Annotated in this window: 21 protein-coding genes; 14 read left to right on the forward strand and 7 right to left on the reverse strand. The window is 63.4% G+C overall.

All coding sequences use genetic code 11. The annotated features are described in order from the left end of the window. The first annotated feature begins 7 nt into the window (after nt 1–7). The 10 genes from SZ55_RS21810 to SZ55_RS21845 all read left to right on the forward strand — a co-directional run bounded on the left by SZ55_RS21810 (nt 8) and on the right by SZ55_RS21845 (nt 7,717). Nucleotides 8–361: a hypothetical protein gene (locus SZ55_RS21810; RefSeq protein WP_044411559.1), complete on the forward strand. Its 354-nt coding sequence runs from the start codon at nt 8–10 to the stop codon at nt 359–361. A 62-nt stretch (nt 362–423) separates the two neighbouring features. Next, entirely contained in the window at nt 424–1,569 is a 1,146-nt protein-coding gene (locus SZ55_RS21815) for a baseplate J/gp47 family protein (protein WP_044411563.1), read from the forward strand. Beyond that, entirely contained in the window at nt 1,566–2,204 is a 639-nt protein-coding gene (locus SZ55_RS21820; RefSeq protein ID WP_044411565.1) for a DUF2612 domain-containing protein, read from the forward strand. Before SZ55_RS21815 ends, SZ55_RS21820 begins: the two co-directional genes overlap by 4 nt. Beyond that, the gene (locus tag SZ55_RS28185) at nt 2,201–3,955 is read left to right on the forward strand and encodes a hypothetical protein (protein ID WP_152644531.1); all 1,755 of its coding nucleotides are present in this window, start codon (nt 2,201–2,203) and stop codon (nt 3,953–3,955) included. Before SZ55_RS21820 ends, SZ55_RS28185 begins: the two co-directional genes overlap by 4 nt. 10 nt (nt 3,956–3,965) lie before the next feature. Then, entirely contained in the window at nt 3,966–4,502 is a 537-nt protein-coding gene (locus tag SZ55_RS21825) for a hypothetical protein (RefSeq protein ID WP_044411568.1), read from the forward strand. Nucleotides 4,503–4,696: 194 nt separating this feature from the next. After that, nucleotides 4,697–5,794, forward strand: a complete 1,098-nt coding sequence (locus SZ55_RS28475; RefSeq protein WP_044411572.1) for a gp53-like domain-containing protein — start codon at nt 4,697–4,699, stop codon at nt 5,792–5,794. Between the two features lie 9 nt (nt 5,795–5,803). Further along, the gene (locus SZ55_RS27670) at nt 5,804–6,385 is read left to right on the forward strand and encodes a DUF4376 domain-containing protein (protein WP_082078313.1); all 582 of its coding nucleotides are present in this window, start codon (nt 5,804–5,806) and stop codon (nt 6,383–6,385) included. A gap of 86 nt (nt 6,386–6,471) precedes the next feature. Beyond that, on the forward strand, nt 6,472–7,089 hold the full coding sequence (locus SZ55_RS21835) for a glycoside hydrolase family 19 protein (protein ID WP_044411575.1): 618 nt from the start codon (nt 6,472–6,474) through the stop codon (nt 7,087–7,089). Then, nucleotides 7,086–7,466, forward strand: a complete 381-nt coding sequence (locus SZ55_RS21840) for a hypothetical protein (protein ID WP_052807642.1) — start codon at nt 7,086–7,088, stop codon at nt 7,464–7,466. The genes SZ55_RS21835 and SZ55_RS21840 overlap by 4 nt, the downstream gene beginning before the upstream one ends. Further along, complete coding sequence (locus SZ55_RS21845; RefSeq protein WP_044411579.1) at nt 7,463–7,717, forward strand: hypothetical protein; 255 nt, start codon at nt 7,463–7,465, stop codon at nt 7,715–7,717. The genes SZ55_RS21840 and SZ55_RS21845 overlap by 4 nt, the downstream gene beginning before the upstream one ends. A 108-nt stretch (nt 7,718–7,825) precedes the next feature. Here the strand turns inward: SZ55_RS21845 and SZ55_RS21850 are convergent, their stop codons facing one another. Beyond that, a complete protein-coding gene (locus tag SZ55_RS21850; protein WP_044411582.1) occupies nt 7,826–8,332 on the reverse strand; it encodes a DUF4124 domain-containing protein in 507 nt (168 codons plus the stop codon). Nucleotides 8,333–8,647: 315 nt separating this feature from the next. On the opposite strand from SZ55_RS21850, the gene mgtE reads away from it, so the two are divergent. Continuing rightward, complete coding sequence (gene mgtE / locus SZ55_RS21855; RefSeq protein ID WP_044411585.1) at nt 8,648–10,090, forward strand: magnesium transporter; 1,443 nt, start codon at nt 8,648–8,650, stop codon at nt 10,088–10,090. Nucleotides 10,091–10,190: 100 nt separating this feature from the next. Here the strand turns inward: mgtE and SZ55_RS21860 are convergent, their stop codons facing one another. Next, complete coding sequence (locus SZ55_RS21860; RefSeq protein WP_044411587.1) at nt 10,191–10,517, reverse strand: Arc family DNA-binding protein; 327 nt, start codon at nt 10,515–10,517, stop codon at nt 10,191–10,193. Between the two features lie 451 nt (nt 10,518–10,968). Here SZ55_RS21860 and phnN point away from each other — a divergent pair, with 451 nt between their 5' ends. Beyond that, nucleotides 10,969–11,529, forward strand: a complete 561-nt coding sequence (phnN, locus tag SZ55_RS21865; protein ID WP_044411590.1) for a phosphonate metabolism protein/1,5-bisphosphokinase (PRPP-forming) PhnN — start codon at nt 10,969–10,971, stop codon at nt 11,527–11,529. Here the strand turns inward: phnN and SZ55_RS21870 are convergent. The 4 genes from SZ55_RS21870 to SZ55_RS21885 all read right to left on the reverse strand — a co-directional run bounded on the left by SZ55_RS21870 (nt 11,526) and on the right by SZ55_RS21885 (nt 12,829). After that, a complete protein-coding gene (locus tag SZ55_RS21870; RefSeq protein ID WP_044411593.1) occupies nt 11,526–11,711 on the reverse strand; it encodes a PA3371 family protein in 186 nt (61 codons plus the stop codon). The genes phnN and SZ55_RS21870 overlap by 4 nt on opposite strands. A gap of 16 nt (nt 11,712–11,727) precedes the next feature. Then, nucleotides 11,728–11,907, reverse strand: coding sequence for a hypothetical protein (locus SZ55_RS21875; RefSeq protein WP_044411596.1), 180 nt, complete (start codon nt 11,905–11,907; stop codon nt 11,728–11,730). A 10-nt stretch (nt 11,908–11,917) separates the two neighbouring features. Further along, entirely contained in the window at nt 11,918–12,157 is a 240-nt protein-coding gene (locus SZ55_RS21880) for a hypothetical protein (protein WP_074971828.1), read from the reverse strand. 204 nt (nt 12,158–12,361) lie between these two features. Continuing rightward, nucleotides 12,362–12,829 carry an Lrp/AsnC family transcriptional regulator gene (locus tag SZ55_RS21885; RefSeq protein ID WP_044411602.1) on the reverse strand — a complete coding sequence of 156 codons (468 nt, stop codon included), beginning with the start codon at nt 12,827–12,829 and terminating at the stop codon, nt 12,362–12,364. 198 nt (nt 12,830–13,027) lie between these two features. Here SZ55_RS21885 and SZ55_RS21890 point away from each other — a divergent pair, with 198 nt between their 5' ends. Then, nucleotides 13,028–16,495 carry an indolepyruvate ferredoxin oxidoreductase family protein gene (locus SZ55_RS21890; protein WP_044411605.1) on the forward strand — a complete coding sequence of 1,156 codons (3,468 nt, stop codon included), beginning with the start codon at nt 13,028–13,030 and terminating at the stop codon, nt 16,493–16,495. An 86-nt stretch (nt 16,496–16,581) separates the two neighbouring features. After that, nucleotides 16,582–17,637 carry a Leu/Phe/Val dehydrogenase gene (locus SZ55_RS21895; RefSeq protein WP_044411608.1) on the forward strand — a complete coding sequence of 352 codons (1,056 nt, stop codon included), beginning with the start codon at nt 16,582–16,584 and terminating at the stop codon, nt 17,635–17,637. A 17-nt stretch (nt 17,638–17,654) separates the two neighbouring features. On the opposite strand, the gene SZ55_RS21900 is transcribed toward SZ55_RS21895, so the two are convergent. Further along, entirely contained in the window at nt 17,655–18,131 is a 477-nt protein-coding gene (locus SZ55_RS21900) for a GNAT family N-acetyltransferase (protein WP_044411612.1), read from the reverse strand. Nucleotides 18,132–18,168: the final 37 nt, after the last annotated feature.

Here is an 18,168-nt window from a genome sequence, read left to right on the forward strand (position 1 = left end):
CACGACAATGAGAGTGAGACGAATAGACAAGGACGGCGACTGGACCTTCGGCCAGGGCCGCAACAACTACGCCGACGGCGGCGAATGCGTGGCCCAGCGTGTGTGCACGCGCCTGCGCTCCTTCCAGGGGGACTGGTTCCTCGACCTGGAGCATGGCCTGCCCTGGCTGCCCCGCATGGAGCGGCCGGCGGACCTGGCGCAGATCGAGGTGGACATCAAGCGCTGCATCCTCACCACCGAGGGGGTGAGCGAGATCCTCGACTTCCAGCTGGACGTCACCCCCGACGACCGGCGCCTGGCCATCGGCGTCACGCTGCGCGACAACCTCGGCAATGACCTGAGCACCCGCGTCCAGCGCTGATCGGCCGCCGCCGTCAAACCGAAGCCCCACCTCGAGTGGGGCTTTTTCTTTGGAGAACCAACATGGGACAACTGACCAACAAGGGCTATGTCGGTGTACGCCTGGACAGCATCCTTGCGGAGCTGGACCAGGGGTTCCGAGCCATCTATGGCAACGACATCGACCTCGCGCCCGACAGCCCCGACGGGCAGATGCTCGGGCTCATCGCCCAGGTTCGTGCGGACCTGGAGGAGCTGGGCGAGGTCATCTACCGCGCCCTCGATCCGGACCACGCCAGTGGCGACTGGCTCGAACAGCGGGTCGCCTACGCCGGGCTGACCCGGCGCCAGGCGCGCTACAGCTACCTGCGCGGCACCGCCCTCACCGGGCGTGCCGGCACCCAGATTCCCGCCGGCGCCGTGCTGCGCGACGCCAACCGCGGGCGCTGGCTGCTCACCGCCGACGTCACCCTGGGTGTCGACGGCTCCGCCCGCGCCGACCTGCGCAGCGAAGAACTCGGCGCCTACAACCTGCCGGCCAACAGCAGCCTCACCCTCGAGACCCTGGTGCTGGGGTGGGACACCGCCACCACCCAGGCGCCCGCCGAAGTGGGCGCCGAGGAGGAGACCGACGCCGAGCTGCGTGCGCGCTTCTTCCGCAGCCGCGCCCGCCCGGCGCAGAACAGCCTCGATGGCCTGGTGGCCGCGCTGCTGCAACTGCCGGACGTGCGCCAGGTGGTGGGGCTGGAGAACACCGGCTCGACTGCGGACGCCGACGGCGTGCCGGGCCACAGCCTCAACCTGATCGTCGATGGCGGCGAGGAGCAGGCCATCGCCCAGGCGATCTTCCAGCGCAAGCCGGCGGGCACCGGACTCATGGGCCAGCAGTCGCACTCCGTGGTGGACGGGCAGGGCATGAAGCGCCTGATCCGCTTCGACCGCCCGGCGGTGGTGGACTGCAAGGCCTTCGTCCAGCTGCGGCGCGACGCCGAGTTCACCGCCATCGACGTGGCGGCGATCAAGGCGCAACTGGCGCAGCTGGACTTCCGCATCGGCCAGGACGTGCAGTTGTCGCGGCTCTACAGCCCGATCAACACCGTCCAGGGCTTCTGGGTCGAGCAGCTGAAGATCAGCCGCCGCAGCGGCACCCCGGCGGCGGACAACATCGCCATCGGTGTGCGTGAGCGGGCGCGGTTCGCCCCGTCCGACATCGAGGTGGTGGTGCTATGAGCTATGACCGCCTGCTGATCTGGCAATACCAGGGCAAGCCCCGGGCCGCCGCCACCGCCGAACTGATCTCGCGACAGTTCGGCGACACCTGGCAAGGCCTGTCGAGCCTGCCCGACGCGCTCGACATCGACCGCGCGCTGGGCGCCAACCTCGACCTGGTGGGCAAGCACGTCGGCCAGAGCCGCGTGCTCAACGGGCTCGCCCCGCGCAGCCTGTTCGGCTTCCACGAAGTCCCCGGTGCCCGCGGTTTCGGCACCGGCAAGTGGTACCGCATGGGCGACCCGCTGGAAGAGTCGGCGGTGCTGGATGACGACGACTACCGCTTCCTCATCCGCTGCCGCATCGCCCGCAACTACCAACTCGGCACCGTCGACGACATCAGCGCAGCCCTGCGCTTCATCTTCGACAGCGAGAGCCTGGTCTTCGACCAGTACGACATGAGCCTGACCGTGGTCATCCGCAGCGACCAGGTCAGCGACTTCAAGCGCTATGCGCTGAACACCCTGGACATCCTGCCGCGACCGGCGGGTGTCCGTATCCAGTTCTACGTCGCTGTGCCCCAACGGGCCTTCGGCTTCCGGGGCGCCGCCGGCGCACTCGGCTTCAACCAAGGAAAATTCGCGAGGTTCCTATGACGCATTACTCCCGTCCTGACGAACTGGTCTTCGCATCCGGCGCCAAGCCGGGCGAGGTCCAGGGTTTCCCCGACATTCCCCGTGGCTGGGGCGTGGCCTACGACCAGACCGCCGGCATCCCGCCGATGGAGTGGTTCAACGCGCTGTTCAAGCGCGGTGACGAAGGCCTGCGCTACCTGCTGCAACGCGGCATCGCCGACTGGTCGGCCACCGAGGACTACCCCGTGGACGCCCACGTTCAGGAGGGGGGTAAGGTCTGGAAGGCCAAGGTGGCAAACCTTGGCAAGCGGCCGTTGGTCAACCCCGGCGAATGGGTGGAGACGGCGCTGACCCGTGAAGCATTGAAGGCCTTGATTCAGGAGCAACTGGGCAAAAGCCGTGTGCGACTTGCTACGACCGGTAATCTTGGCCTCAAGGGGTTGGAGATGATTGATGGCGTAGTGCCGTTTGCTGGTGATCGGGTGTTGGTTAAGGATCAGATTATCGCTTTGCAGAACGGCATCTACATAGCCGCCTCTGATACTTGGATTCGTGATGCAGATGCAGACGCGGCCATTAACGTTACGCCAGGAATGTTCGTTTCAGTCGAGCACGGCGCCGTCAATGCCAACTCGGTTTGGCAGTTAGCGACTGATGAAACTCTTGCCTTAGGCACTTCTGGGTTGGTGTTTGAGTGTGTTGCGAGGAAAGCAGATGCTGCAGTGGGGAGTTTCAATCGAGTCACAGTCGGGAAACGCGGTGAAGTGCTCGGCGGTTCACAATTTATTAAATTCGACCCAGAGCAGAAATTTCCTGTCCAAGTGCATCGAAAAAATCTACTGATCAACGGGGACTTTAACATTTGGCAGCGCGGAACCAGCATCACATCGAGCGCACCCTACGGCATCATGTATACAGCAGACCGTTGGCGGGTGAATCCAGGCACCGTGGGATCTGTGGCCGTTACACGACAAGTATTTAAGCTCGACCAGATAGAGGTAGCAGGCGAGCCGACTTACTTTGCTCAAGTCGTTACGTCGGGTGGCAGTAACTTAAATTTCCGCCAACGCATAGAAAGCGTAAAAACTTTGGCGGGGAAAAAAGTTGCTGTCAGCTTTTATGCCAAAGCTAACAGTGATGTACGCATTGATGTATATCTCAGCCAATTTTTTGGTACGGGTGGCAGTCCCAGTGCGAGGGTTGATTTAATAAATCCGATTAACTTGAGTGCGACTTGGCAGAGGTTCATACTGATCTATGACCTGCCATCAATATCAGATAAGGCTCTCGGTAGTAATGGAGATGACTGCCTTGAACTGCTTTTCTTTAGGCCTGTAACTAATCTCACGTTTAGCCTCGCTCAAGTTCAAGTAGAAGAAGGCCAGGCCGCTACCTCGTTCGACCGCCGTTCGTTGGCAGAGGAACTAGGGCTTTGCCAGCGCTACTTCGAGAAGAGCTATGATCTCAGTGATGCGCCGGGCACTCTTACACGTGCAGGAGCTGCTCTTTATCAAAGTCAGGCGAGTGGCGCAGTCGGATCTTCATTCAATATCTGGTTTAACGTTCGCAAACGGGTTGCCCCTGCAATTACCGCATATAACCCGGATATCTCTAATATGCAAATTCGCAACACATCTGCTTTCGTGGACTGTTCTTCCACATCTTTGGGGAACATTGGTCAAACCTGTTTCTCTCTGAATTTCATGCTGCCATCTTCCGGTGCCGTTAATCAAAATTTGCAGGTCCACTGGACTGCAGACGCCGAGCTATAAGGGGTTCGAAATGTACAAGCTCACCGACAGTCCTGATGTGATTCAACTACTTAGCGGAGTGTTTATTCCACGTGCTCATCCATTGTGGGTGGAATACGAGGACTGGCTAGCTGATGGCAATGAGCCGGAGCCGTTCGAAACACTCAATATCGTCGAGTTGGGCCTAATCGCAGCAATTGACTCTGCTGCAGATGCCGCCCGTAATTCCTTCGTTGTCGATCCGTTACGCGCCCTGGAGTACGAAAAGACTGCAACTGACGCCCGGACTTTTGCTGAGGCTGGGTATCCGTCCGACTCTGTGCCCCGCAGTGTGTCCGCGTGGGTAAACAACGGGCGCAGCGCTCGCCAAGCCGCTGAGAGCATTCTTCTCCGGGCCGCTGCCTACACCGATGTTCTGTATCGGATTCGTGAACTGCGCCTGCAGGCTAAGGAGTCGGTCCGCGCTGCTATTGCGGCCGGTGGCGCGGAACATGCTAAGGCGGTAGCCGCCGAGGCGATCACCGCAATCAGGATCATCGCAAAAGGAGACGAAAGCACCGGCCGCTAGTTTTTTAGAAACCAGCCCGCCCCACGCGGGCTGGGCGTTTCAACCTGAGCCATGGCGAGCATCGATTCGTGATCGGTGGGGCGTTTGCCCCTCCTTTGTTCCCGAGCGCCAGCCCCCTTCCAGAGCGGGCCGCGCTCAATCGCCGGCCGTTGCGCCGGCGATTTTCTAGCCACGAATCGAATGAGGTTTTACCCATGACTCAATACAAACGTCCTGACGAGACGGTCTTTGCATCCGGCGCCAAAACCGGAGAAGTCGAGAATTTCCCCGACATCGCCCGAGGTTGGGGCGTGTCGTTCGACCAGACCAACGGCATCCCGCCGATGGAATGGTTCAACGCGCTGTTCAAGCGCAATGACGAAGCCCTGCGCTACCTCCTGCAGCGGGGCATCGCCGAGTGGTCGGCGACCGAGGATTACCCCGTGAGCGCCCACGTGCAGGAGAGCGGCAAGGTCTGGAAGGCCAAGGTGGCAAGCCTGGGCAAACAGCCGTCGGTCAATCCCAGCGAATGGGTGGAGACGGCGCTGACGCGTGATGCGTTGAAGGTGTTGATCCAGGAGCAGAACTTCGCGCCTATCTCGTCGCCAGCGCTTTCTGGCAATCCGACTGCACCGACTCCGGCTCAGTTTGATAATGACAGCAGCATCGCGACAACAGAGTTCGTCCAGCGTGCGATGGGAGGGTTTGGAAGGACTTTCTCTTATGGCACGGCGGGGCAAAAAATTAGTAGTGATCGTATTAATTCATCAATAAATCTATATGGCAGTTGCACGGATATAACACTCCCGCTTTCAGCCTCGGTTCCGGCTGGAAGTGTTATTCAGATCAGTGCGGCATCGTTGCTATGTTATATAAAGACCCAAGGTGTTGACAGGGTATATGCAAATTCTTCAAATCAGGCATTAACTGGCGCTACTATCGGGGACGGTGATTCTGTTACCTTTGTTTCTTCTGGGGATAATCGCTGGTTCATGTATGGTGTAGGTGCTCTTAGGTACGCGAGTTCATTTGGTTCTAGTCTCTCGAGTAACGGGTATCAAAAACTTCCCAGTGGACTAATTTTGCAATGGGGTGCGGGTATTTCAATGCCGGACGGTACGCTACCGATAAAGTTTCCAGTTGCATTCCCAAACGCCTTTTTCGGCATTCACGGAACACACGTCGGTGAAGGCTCAGCAACTGTGATTGAACTGGCGAGTACCCGATCTAACACAGGGGTAACCACCAAGCTTTTCAATATTTTAGGCGAAACGAATACGTGGTTTTTCACTTGGTTTGCGATCGGGAATTAAGGGGGAGTTATGAGATTCAGCAAATCAACTGGATGTTTTTATCCTGATGAAATTCAATATGCACTCTTGCCGAGTGACCTGGTTGATGTTTCGGAAGAAGATTTCAAAGCCGCCATGGCGAGGGCTCCAGATGAAGTGTTTGACGTCATCAACGGTCGCGTCGTTGTCGCCATGCAGCCAGGTCCGACTGTTGAGGCAATAAAAGCGTCTCAGTGGGAGAGAATTAAGGCGGTACGTGAAAAGCGCAAAGGGGGGGGGATAAAGACTGGGGATAAATGGCTTCACAGCGATACCGAAAGTCGCATGCAACATCTGGCTCTTAAAGACCAGGCCCGTGATTTGCTTGCCGCTGGTGGAGCAGAAAACGATGAAATTGTCATCCTAGGAAAGCCGTTGCATTGGAAGACAATGGATGGCTCATTCATTGCGGTGACAGTGCAGTTAGCTTTCGATGCTGTGTCTGCTGCTGTTGATCTTGATGCAAGGCTGTTCGAGGTCGCGGAATCGCATCGTGCTGCATTGGAGGTTGCACCTGATCCTGCTACCTATGACTTTTCGGGCGGTTGGCCTGAAGCCTTTGGTGACCAATAGGCATGAAGCTATGTAGTTGGAAAATTGGCTGATGGCTAGTCAGGGCTAAATGGGTGGACATATGCCTAATCCTAGCGAGGCTATTAATGACTGAGTTTGATGTTATACCCACCAACGCCCGTTTAAATGCGGGCGTTTTCGTTTCCACCTTCGACAGTGTTTTCTCCCGCTTTTCCCTCACCACCCCCACCCGCCAATCCGCCTTCCTCGCCCAAGCTGCCCACGAGTCCGCCGGTTTCACCCGGCTGACCGAGAATCTCAACTACAGCGCCACGGGCCTGGCCGCTACCTGGCCGGGACGTTTCCGGGGTGCGGATGGGCAGCCCAATGCGCTGGCCCGGGCCCTGCATCGTCGGCCCGAGGCGATTGCCAATGTGGTGTATGCCAACCGTATGGGGAACGGACCCGAGGCTTCCGGAGACGGGTGGCGGTACCGGGGCAGGGGGCTGTTGCAGATCACCGGTCGGGCCCAGTACCAGCGTTGCGGTGCGGCGCTGGGGCTGCCCCTGGTGGAGCAGCCGGATCTGCTCGCCCAGCCGGGGCCGGCCGTGCTCTCGGCCGCCTGGTTCTGGCAGGTGAACGGGCTGAACGAACTGGCGGATGCCGGGGACTTCGAGGCCATCACCCGGCGTATCAACGGTGGGCTCAATGGCCTGGCCGAGCGTCGGGCGCTGTGGGCGAAGTTCCGGGAGGCACTGGCATGAGTGCCTTCCTTTCTAGCCGCTGGCTGGCTTGGGGGCTGTGTGCCCTCGGGTTGGTCGGGTTCGGCGCCTGGATGGCGGGACAGTTCTACCGGCCCCGGTTGGACGAGGCTCGTGCGCAGTTGGTCGCGTTGCAACAGGCCGATCAGGCCAATCGCCTGGCGTTGCTCAAGCAGGGCGAGGCGATGACCGAGCTGGAGCGCCAGGGGCGTGCGCGCAGCGAGCGCGCCGAGGCAGCTGTTGCCGAGGCGCGTTCCCGGTCCGCCCGTGACTACCACGCCGCCGCCCAGGTGATGCTGGAGCCCACGCCTTCGGCCGATGCCTGCGAGGCGGCGAGGCGGGCGTTTGCCGAGGAGCTGCGCCGCGAGCGTGCGCCATGAACGGGGTGTGGTTATTGCCCCTGGGCCTGCTGGCCGGATGTGTCGCGCCAGCTGTGCCGCCGCCCATGGAGGTGCGTGTGCCGGTGCCGGTTCCGTGTCGTGTCGAGCTGCCGGCTGCCCCGGCTTTTGCCGTATCGGCACTGGCGCTGGATGCGCCGATCGATCAACAGATGAAAGCGCTGCGGGCCGAACGCCTACAGCGCATGGGCTACGAGCGAGAGCTTGTGGCCGCCCTGGACGCCTGCCGCTAGCCGGCTGTTGAACACCTGGGCGTTGCTATGGCAACGCCGCGGTTTATTCAGCGGCCTGCTGGGGCGGACGTCCGTTCCCTTCCCATTCCCTGCCTTCCAGGCGCTGCTTCAGCGCCTTCCCTTGACGCAGCCTTGTTCGTCGAACGCGACGACCTGGCTGCGTCCCTTTCCTTTCTTCGGCGTGTAGTGGTAACGGGTCATCCCGTTGCTGCGGGTGATCCGGTCCGGTTTGCCGAGCATGCTTTCCACGTCCCGTTGTGTCATCCCGGTGCGCACCTGTTTGCGCAACATCGCCTGGCGCCGTTCGGTGCCGGTGATCCGATTGCCGCAGCCGTCCTGTCGTTCCCCCACCACCGTTATTTCGCGCCGATTCTCGGCCGCTTCCTTCCGGCTCCTGCGCACGATCCGTTCGGGTTTGGCCGGCGGCAGCAGGTACTCCGCTTCGCCGTGGGCAGGAGCGGTTTCCTGGCTGGCGATGCGCTGGTCGTCGGGGCAACCCAGTTGCGAGTAGGTGATGCGCCCGTCCGGGCCCTTGCAGTGGTAGATGGTGGCGGCCTGGGGCGCGCTGAATGGTGCGGCGAGCAGCAGGGTCAGGGTGGCGATGTATCGAAGCATGAGTGGTCCTCCATGACGATGAGCCTCGAAGGTATCTGCTTTACTTGCTTCCCAACGGTGCCTCGCCAGGGCGTGACGGCGTCCCACGGAAGGTGCAAGCAATCTCAGCTTTATGCCGCAACCGATTGTTCTGGCCACGATTTTGTAACGCGCAAAATGACTGACCGGTGTTATCATTGCGCGGTCAGCCTCGCCGAGGCTTTTGGACACCCCTCATGGACTTACCCAGTAGTTACTCAAGATCTCGATTTGCCAATCGCGTATTGACTGATTGACCCTCCTTGGCGTGCGCCGCCACTGGGGGTGGAGCGCGCTATGACCGAAGTAGAAGTAAAGAAGCCTCAAGAGAGCCTGCAGGATCGCCTGGCCCAGGTGGTCGAACTGCTGCATCGCCACAAGCTGGTGGAAGACCTGACCCACCGTCAGGAAGGCCAGCACCATGACCTGGTGGAAAATCTCGTCCACCGTCAGAACCTCGCCGAACTCCAGCGCAAGCTCGACGAACTTCACCCCGCCGACATCGCCCACATTCTCGAATCCCTGCCGCTCGAAGACCGCCTGACGGTCTGGCAGTTGGTCAAGGTCGAGCGCGATGGCGACATCCTGCTGGAGGTCTCCGACGCCGTCCGCGAGACGCTGATCGCCGACATGGACGATCACGAGCTGCTCGCCGCCGCCAAGGAGATGGACGCGGACGAACTGGCGGACCTGGCCCCCGAGCTGCCCCGCGACGTGATCCACGAGCTGATGGAGTCCCTTGACGCCCAGCAGCGCGAGCGCGTGCGTTCGGCACTGTCCTATGAAGAGGATCAGGTCGGTGCGCTGATGGACTTCGAGATGGTCACCATCCGCGAAGACGTCACCCTCGAAGTGGTCCTGCGCTACCTGCGTCGCCTGAAGGAGCTGCCAGGCCACACCGACAAGCTGTTCGTGGTCGACTACGACGGCATCCTCAAGGGGGTGCTGCAGATCAAACGCCTGCTGGTGAACGACCCGGACAAGCTGGTGGCCGAAGTGATGGCCAGCGACCCGGTGAGCTTCCACCCGGACGAGGACGCCAATGACGCCGCCCAGGCGTTCGAGCGCTATGACCTGGTGTCGGCACCGGTGGTCGACAAGAACGGCAAGCTGATCGGCCGTCTGACCATCGACGAGATCGTCGACCTGATCCGTGAGGAGAGCGAAAGCGAAGTCCTCAGCATGGCCGGTCTGCGCGAAGAGGAAGATATCTTCGCCTCGGTCTGGAAGTCCGTCGGCAACCGCTGGGCCTGGCTGGCCATCAACCTCATCACCGCCTTCGTCGCCTCGCGGGTGATCGGCCTGTTCGAAGGCTCCATCGAGAAGCTGGTGGCCCTGGCTGCACTGATGCCCATCGTCGCCGGTATCGGTGGCAACTCCGGCAACCAGACCATCACCATGATCGTGCGCGCCATGGCGCTGGATCAGCTGAGTCCCGGCAACACCTCGCGCCTGCTGCGCAAGGAGCTGGGCGTGGGCCTGGTGAACGGCCTGGTGTGGGGCGGGGTGATCGGCGTCGTCGCCTTCTACCTCTATGGCAGCTGGTCGCTGGGGGTGGTGATGACCGCCGCGATGACCCTCAACCTGCTGCTCGCCGCCTTGATGGGCGTGCTGATCCCCATGACCCTCGCCCGCGTCGGGCGTGATCCGGCCATGGGCTCCAGCGTGATGATCACCGCCATGACCGACAGCGGCGGCTTCTTCATCTTCCTCGGGCTGGCGACCATCTTCCTGCTCTGATCCCAAGGCCCCGCACCAGCGGGGCCTTTTTCTTCCGGCCTGTTAAACCGCAGGCAATAAAAAGCCGCCTCGAGGGCGGCTCTTGAATGTCGCAACGGACTCACGCTTCTTCGGCGGCGAGTTCCACGTCGTGGGCGATCAGCGCGACCAGGGCGTTCTGCTGGCGGCGGGAGAGTTGACGGAAGCGCTGAAGCAGCTCGCGCTCATGAAGGGAAAGCTCCGGGCTGTCGATCCGCATGCTCAACCCCTCATCCAGCGCGCCTTCCTGGAGCATGCTCTGCTCCAGTCGCGCGATGATTTCGGAGTTCATGCTGCGGTGGTGGTTGCGAGCCACATCGGCGATGCGTTCACGCATGCCTTCGGGCAGACGGACGACGAACTTGTCAGCGGTACGGCTGGAGTAGATAGCCTGTTTCATAGGGCGCATACATTCATAAACCGGTTAGTTCAGGGAGCGATGCTGGCAATGAGCTACGTGATTGTCACCGGTTTGACAATCCTTCGCATCAGGCGTTCCGCCCGACATCGCATTTGGCGTCAGGAGCGACCCGGCGGGTCAGTGCAACGTTTCCTTGACGTCAAAACTGTGTCGTAAATTCTGGTCTGGGTGCAGGCTTTTTGCCAGCACCAATTGTCCGAAATGCGAGTCACTGTGCAATTCGGAGCCCTGGACAGAGCGCTTGCCGGTGAATCGACCGTCAGACAGCCGCATCGTTCCGTAAGGCTGCCGAACGGTTGCCATGATAACGCCGCTGCGCTGGCGTTTTGATACTGTTCGACGTTCGGTGATTCCTGGCGACCGAGGCTGCCAAAACAAGCCCGATCCCGGTATCGTGGCGCCCGTTTCCAGGCCCCTCGGTAGCGCGAGCGAGAACCCCATGAACGGCAGGCTCTTCTATCTCATCGGACCTTCAGGATCGGGCAAGGACAGCCTGCTTGACGCCGTCCGGCCGCAGTTGGCCGAGCGCGGTTGCCGGGTGGTCCGGCGGGTCATCACCCGCTCCGCCGAAGCGGTGGGGGAGGCGGCCGAAGCGGTTACACCCCAGCGTTTCAATGAACTGGAAGCCCAGGGCGCCTTCGCCATGAGCTGGCATGCCAACGGTCTTTCCTACGGCATTCCCAGGGAAATCGATGACTGGCTGGGTAATGGACTGAATGTCCTGGTGAATGGTTCCCGCGGCTATCTTCCCGAAGCGCGTAGGCGCTACCCCCAGCTCCAGGCCATTTTGCTCGACGTGGCGCCGGACGTTCTGCGCCAGCGCCTGCTGCGCCGGGGGCGGGAGACCGCAGACGAGATCGAAGCCCGCCTGGCCCGCAACGCCGCCTTCACCCAGGCCCTGCTGGCCGAAGAAAGTGAAGGGCTGGTGATACTCGACAACTCCGGCGACCTGCAAACCACCCTCGAACGCCTGCTGATGATCCTCGCTACAGCGGACTAACGCAGCACCGGGTCGAACTTGACCCGCTTCCCCACCAGCAGCGCCAGCACCAGCAGCACGCCGCTGGTGGCCAGCCCGATCTTCAGGGCCTGCGCCAGCCACGCGGTTTCACCCGGCTCCAGCCACAGCCCGAACGCGCACAGCACGCACACCATCAGGCAGATCAAGGCCGACTTCGACATTTCGGGCTCCTTGCACTCAAAAGAAAGGGTCATATTCCGAGTCATCCCCATTGGGGCGCTCGGCACGTCGTTGCTTGGCCTGCTGGTCCGGTGAGGTGACGCAGTCGATCACCCAGAACGCCAGGCAGGCCGAACCGGCCAGCACCAGGACCGAGACCGGGAGCGCCAGGCTCCAGAGGGCGTAGTCGAGCTGCATCGCGCCGCCCTCAGAACGACAGGCGCTCGACCGGCGCGGGCACCTGCTGCTCGGTCATGCGCAGAGCCTTGGCCGCAGGCTGGCTGGTAGCGGGTTGCCGTGCGTGCACGAACTCCATCGGTGCGATGCGGATATCGGCGATCGCCTGGCGGGTGGCGTACTGCTGGTACTGCCCGTGCAGGGCAGCGAAACCAGAAGCCACGAGCAGGGTGGCGGCGATGGCGACGAACAGGGTGAAGAGGCTGTTCATGGGAGGGTCCTGCATCCATAGGTCCTTTTGCCATGGATAAGAGCAGGTGTCGTGCCAAGCTGGATTTTATAAAAAATCCATATAAATCAAATACTTAAATACAAAACAAAACGGCCGTTCCGTGCACTTTGCAAGGTGGGGTATTCCTGGTATTGCAAATTGCACGGTGCCGCGCAGGCGCTCTGGAACGGGCCTGTCGCCGGCTCAATCGAGGGGCAGTTCGGTGGTCCGCTTCACTTCGCTCATGGCGATGTTCGAGTGCGCTTCCTGCACGTGGGGGCGCTGCAGCAGATGGTCCCGCAGGAAGCGTTCATAGCCCGCGATGTCCTTGGCCACCACCTTCAACAGGTAGTCCGAGCCGCCGGCCATGGTGTAGCACTCCAGCACCTCCGGGTAGCCGACGATGGCTTCCTCGAACTCCGTCAGGTTGTTGCGGCCGTGGGCCGACAGCTTCACGTTGACGAACACCGTGATGGAAAACCCCAGGCGCTGGGGATTGAGCAGGGCGACCTTGCGCTCGATCAGCCCTTCCTCCTGCAGGCGGTGGATGCGTCGCCAGCAGGGCGACTGGGACAGCTCCACCCGTTCCGCCACTTCGGCGGCGGAGAGGTCGGCGTTGTGCTGCAACAGGCGGAGGATCTTGCGATCGATGGGGCTGAGAAGGGTGTGCATGAATCAGTCCGTAATCTTGTTCTTGTTGGATGGATCATGCGCAAGTCTGGCCTTGGCACCCGAAAATAGAAAGAAAAAAGCAGAACCCTTCGGTCAGATTATTGGGCATGCGTTCCGGGCAGCGATCCTGCCCAGGGACGGGACGATGGCCCCAACCGTGGCCATCCTGGTCGCCATAAAAATAAAAGGAGCGCCCGCATGTCACTGGCCGAGATCCGCCTGGATGACAAATACCGCCTCGAAACCGGTCACCTCTACCTGACCGGCACCCAAGCCCTCACCCGCCTGCCCATGCTGCAGAAGCAGCGGGACAAGGCCCACGGCCTCAACACCGCCTGCTTCATCTCCGGCTACCGGGGCTCGCCGCTCGGCAACCTCGACAAGAGCCTCTGGGAAGCCAAGTCCTTCCTCAAGGACAACCACATCCACTTCCAGCCCGGCGTCAACGAAGAACTGGCTGCCACCGCCGTCTGGGGCAGCCAGCAGACCAGCCTGTTCCCCGGCGCCCGCTACGACGGCGTGTTCGCCATGTGGTACGGCAAGGGCCCGGGCGTGGACCGCTGCGGCGACGTCTTCAAGCACGGCAACTCCGCCGGCGTCTCCGCCCACGGCGGCGTCCTGCTACTGGCCGGCGACGACCACGGCTGCAAGTCCTCCAGCATCGCCAACCAGAGCGAGCACGCCTTCATCGCCGCCTCCATCCCCGTGCTCAACCCCGCCAACGTCCAGGAGATCCTCGACTACGGGATCATCGGCTGGGAACTCTCGCGCTACAGCGGCTGCTGGGTGGCCCTCAAGACCATCGCCGAGAACGTCGACTCCTCCGCCGTGGTGGACGTCGACCCGCTGCGGGTCCAGGTCCAGGTGCCCAAGGACTTCGTCCTGCCCGAGGACGGCGTGCACATCCGCTGGCCCGACCCGCCCCTGGCGCAGGAAAAGCGCCTGAACATGTACAAAATCTACGCCGCCCGCGCCTTCGCCCTGGCCAACAACCTCAACCAGGTCAAGCTCGACTCGCCCAACCCGCGCCTCGGCATCATCACCACCGGCAAGTCCTACCTCGACGTGCGCCAGGCCCTCAACGACCTCGGCATGGACGAAGCGCTCTGCGCCCAGGTCGGCCTGCGGGTGCTCAAGGTCGGCATGAGCTGGCCGCTGGAGCCGGTCTCCGTGCACGAATTCGCCCAGGGCCTGGACGAAATCCTCGTGGTCGAGGAGAAGCGCAGCATCATCGAGGACCAGCTCACCGGCCAGCTCTACAACTGGCCCGTGGACAAGCGCCCGCGCGTCGTCGGCGAATTCGACGAGCACGGCAACTCCCTGCTGCCCAACCTCAGCGAACTGACCCCGGCGATGATCGCCCGCGTCATCGCCAAGCGCCTCGCCCCCATCTACACCAGCGAGCAGATCGAATCGCGCCTGGCCTTCCTCGCCGCCAAGGAGAAGGCCCTCGCCGCACCCAAGCACACCACCGTGCGCACCCCGCACTTCTGCTCCGGCTGCCCGCACAACACCTCCACCAAGCTGCCCGAAGGCAGCCGCGCCCAGGGCGGCATCGGCTGCCACTACATGACCCAGTGGATGGACCGCAACACCGACACCTTCACCCAGATGGGCGGGGAGGGCGCCACCTGGATCGGCCAGGCCCCCTTCACCGACACCCCGCACATCTTCCAGAACCTGGGTGACGGCACCTACTTCCACTCCGGCCAGCTGGCCCTGCGCGCCGCCGTCGCCGCCGGCGTCAACATCACCTACAAGATCCTCTACAACGACGCCGTCGCCATGACCGGCGGCCAGCCCATCGACGGCGAACTGCGGGTCGACCAGCTCAGCCAGCAGGTCTTCGCCGAAGGCGTCAAACGCATCGCCCTGGTCACCGACGAACCCGAGAAGTACCCCACCCGCGCCACCTTCGCGCCCATCGTCACCTTCCACCACCGCCGCGAGCTGGACGCCGTGCAGCGTGAACTGCGCGAGTTCAAGGGCGTCTCGGTGATCATCTACGACCAGACCTGCGCCACCGAGAAACGCCGCCGCCGCAAGCGCGGCAAGCTCGCCGACCCGGCCAAGCGCGCCTTCATCAACCCCGCCGTGTGCGAGGGCTGCGGTGACTGCAGCGTCAAGTCCAACTGCCTCTCCGTGCTGCCCCTGGAAACCGAACTGGGCCGCAAGCGGCAGATCGACCAGAACGCCTGCAACAAGGACTTCTCCTGCGTCGAAGGCTTCTGCCCCAGCTTCGTCACCGTTCACGGCGGCAGCCTGCGCAAGCCCGAGGCCGCCGGAGCCAAGGCGCTCTTCGTCGCCCTGCCCGAGCCGCGCCAACCGAGCCTCGCCCGGCCCTGGAACATCCTCCTGCCCGGCGTCGGCGGCAGTGGCGTCACCACCGTCGGCGCACTGCTGGGCATGGCCGCCCACATCGAAGGCAAGGGCTGCACCGTGCTCGACCAGGCCGGCCTCGCGCAGAAGTTCGGCCCGGTCATCACCCACATCCGCATCGCCGCCAAACAGGACGACATCTACGCCGTGCGCATCGCCGCCGGCGAGACCGACCTGCTGCTGGGCTGCGACCTGGTGGTGGCCGCCAGCGAAGAGGCCCTGGCCAAGCTCAACGACCGCATCGCCACCGCCGTGGTCAACAGCCACGAGGCCGCCACCGCCGAGTTCACCCGCAACCCCGACGCCCAGGTGCCCGGCGCCGCCATGCGTGACGCCTTGGTGGAGGCGGTGGGCGAAGCCAAGACCCACTTCGTCGACGCCACCCGCCTGGCCACCCGCCTGCTGGGCGACAGCATCGCCACCAACCTGTTCATGCTCGGCTACGCCTACCAGAAGGGCCTGGTGCCCATCTCCGCCGCCGCCATCGACAAGGCCATCGAACTCAACGGCGTCGCCGTCACCCTCAACCAGCAGGCCTTCCTCTGGGGCCGTCGCGCCGCCCACGACCTGCCGGCGGTGGAGAAGCTCGCCCGCCCGGCCGAGATCGAAGCCCCGCGCTGCGAAACCCTGGAAGAGATCGTCCAGTACCGCGCCGACCACCTGCGCGCCTACCAGGACGCCGCCTACGCCGAGCGCTACCGCGCCCTGGTGGAGCGCGTGCGCCAGGCCGACATCGGCGAAGACAAGGCCCTGACCCGCGCCGTGGCCCGCTACTACGCCAAACTGCTGGCCTACAAGGACGAATATGAAGTGGCCCGGCTCTACAGCGACGCCAGCTTCCGCAAGCAGCTGGAGGCGCAGTTCGAGGGCGCCTACAGCCTCGAATTCCACCTCGCCCCGTCCTGGCTGGCCAAGCCCGACCCGGCCACTGGCGAGCCGCGCAAGCGTCGCTTCGGCCCCTGGATGCTCAAGGCCTTCGACGTCCTCGCGCGCTTCCGCTTCCTGCGTGGCAGCGCCCTCGATCCCTTCGGCTACAGCCACGAGCGCAAGCTCGAACGCCAGCTGATCGACGAGTACGAAGCCCAGGTGGAACTGATCCTCAAGGAGCTGCGCCCCGGCAACTACGCCGCCGCCGTCGCCCTGGCCGAACTGCCCGAGCAGATCCGCGGCTACGGCCCGGTGAAGGAACGCGCCCTGGCCAAGGTCCGCCAGCAGGAGCAGCAGCTGCGCGCGCGCCTCACCGCCAGCGACGTGCAGGTCTTGCACCTGTTCGACCCGGCAGCCTGACGCCCGATCAGAGGCCCCTCTCCCGGTCCATGGGGGAGGGCGCCCCATCGACTTGAAACACGCCCAACCCGAATCGAGGAACCCCCATGTCCGTCTTCAGCCACGTTGAGTTCGACCACCACGAGCAGGTCGTCTACGGCCACGACAAGGCCAGCGGCCTCAAGGCCATCATCGCCATCCACAACCGCAACCTCGGCCCCGCCCTCGGCGGCTGCCGCATGTTCCCCTACGCCGACGACGAGCAGGCCCTGCGTGACGTGCTGCGGCTGTCCCGTGGCATGACCTACAAGTCCGCCCTGGCCAACCTGCCGCTGGGCGGCGGCAAGGCCGTCATCTTCGGCGACCCGCGCAAGGACAAGACCGAAGCGCTTTTCCAGGCCATGGGCGACTTTGTCGACAGCCTTGGCGGGCGCTACATCACCGCCGCCGACTCCGGCACCGGCCCGACGGAAATGCAGATCATGGCCGAGCGTACCCGCCACGTGGCCGGCGCCAACACCCGCGAAGCCTTCGACGGCGGCACCCGCAGCGGCGACCCCTCGCCGTCCACCGCCTATGGCGTGTTCATCGGCCTCAAGGTCGCCGTGCAGCACCGCCTGCGCCGGGATGACCTCAAGGGCCTGCGCGTCGCCATCCAGGGCGTCGGCCAGGTGGGCTTCCACCTCGCCCGCCTGCTGCATGACGCCGGGGCCGAACTGTGGGTGACCGACATCGTCGAGGCCAACGTGCGCCGCGCCGTCGAGCAACTGGGCGCCAAGGCCGTCGGCCAGCACGAGATCTACGGCCTGGACGTGGACGTCTTCGCCCCCTGCGCCATGGGCGGCATCCTCAACCTGCAGACCCTCGAAGCTTTGCGCGCCCCCGTGGTCGCCGGCGCCGCCAACAACCAGCTGGCCGACGCACAACTGGCCGAGGAACTGCGCCGCAACGGCTGCCTCTACGCCCCGGACTACGCCATCAACGCCGGCGGCATCATCGACGTGCACTACGAGCGCAGCGGCGGCAGCACCGCCGCCCTCAAGGCCCACATCGAAGGCATCGGCGCCACCCTCAAGACCATCTTCCAGCGCGCCGACCAGGAGGGCCGCACCACCACCGAGGTGGCCGACCGCCTGGCCGAAGAGCGCTTCGGGCGGACCTGAAGCGCGCGATGCCGGCGCTACAGGTCCAGGTAGAAACTGACCCCGTGGCGCCGGTACCCCAGGGACTCGTAGAAGGCATGGGCTGCCTCGCGGCCCAGCCCGCTGGAGAGCACCAGCTTGTAGCAGCCCAGCGCCCGGCCGCGTTCCGCCGCCTTCTCCATCAGCGCCTTGCCCACCCCCAGGCCACGGGCCTCGGCGTCCACCACCACGTCCTCGACGATGGCCGAGCGGGCGAAGTTGTGGGCCAGGTGCTCCACCAGGATCACCGTGCAGGTGCCCAGCAACTGGCCCTCCCGCTCCGCCACCAGCACCTCCCGCCCGGCCGGCAGGTTCTCCAGGCGCAGCGCCAGCAGCGTCGGGTCCGGCTGCGGCTCGTCCGGCCCCAGCTGGTGCAGCAGCAGCGCCAGCGCCGGGGCATCGGCCGGGCTGGCGGCGCGCAGCTCAAGGGTCATGAAGGGGGAGTCGGGGAGGGGATCAAGGCGGCTCGGTTGCATGGTGTCGCTCCTTTTTTCCGGAAGTCTGAGCCTAGCC

Source organism: Pseudomonas sp. FeS53a, assembly GCF_000931385.1.
In the GTDB taxonomy this organism is placed as follows: Bacteria; Pseudomonadota; Gammaproteobacteria; order Pseudomonadales; family Pseudomonadaceae; genus Metapseudomonas; species Metapseudomonas otitidis.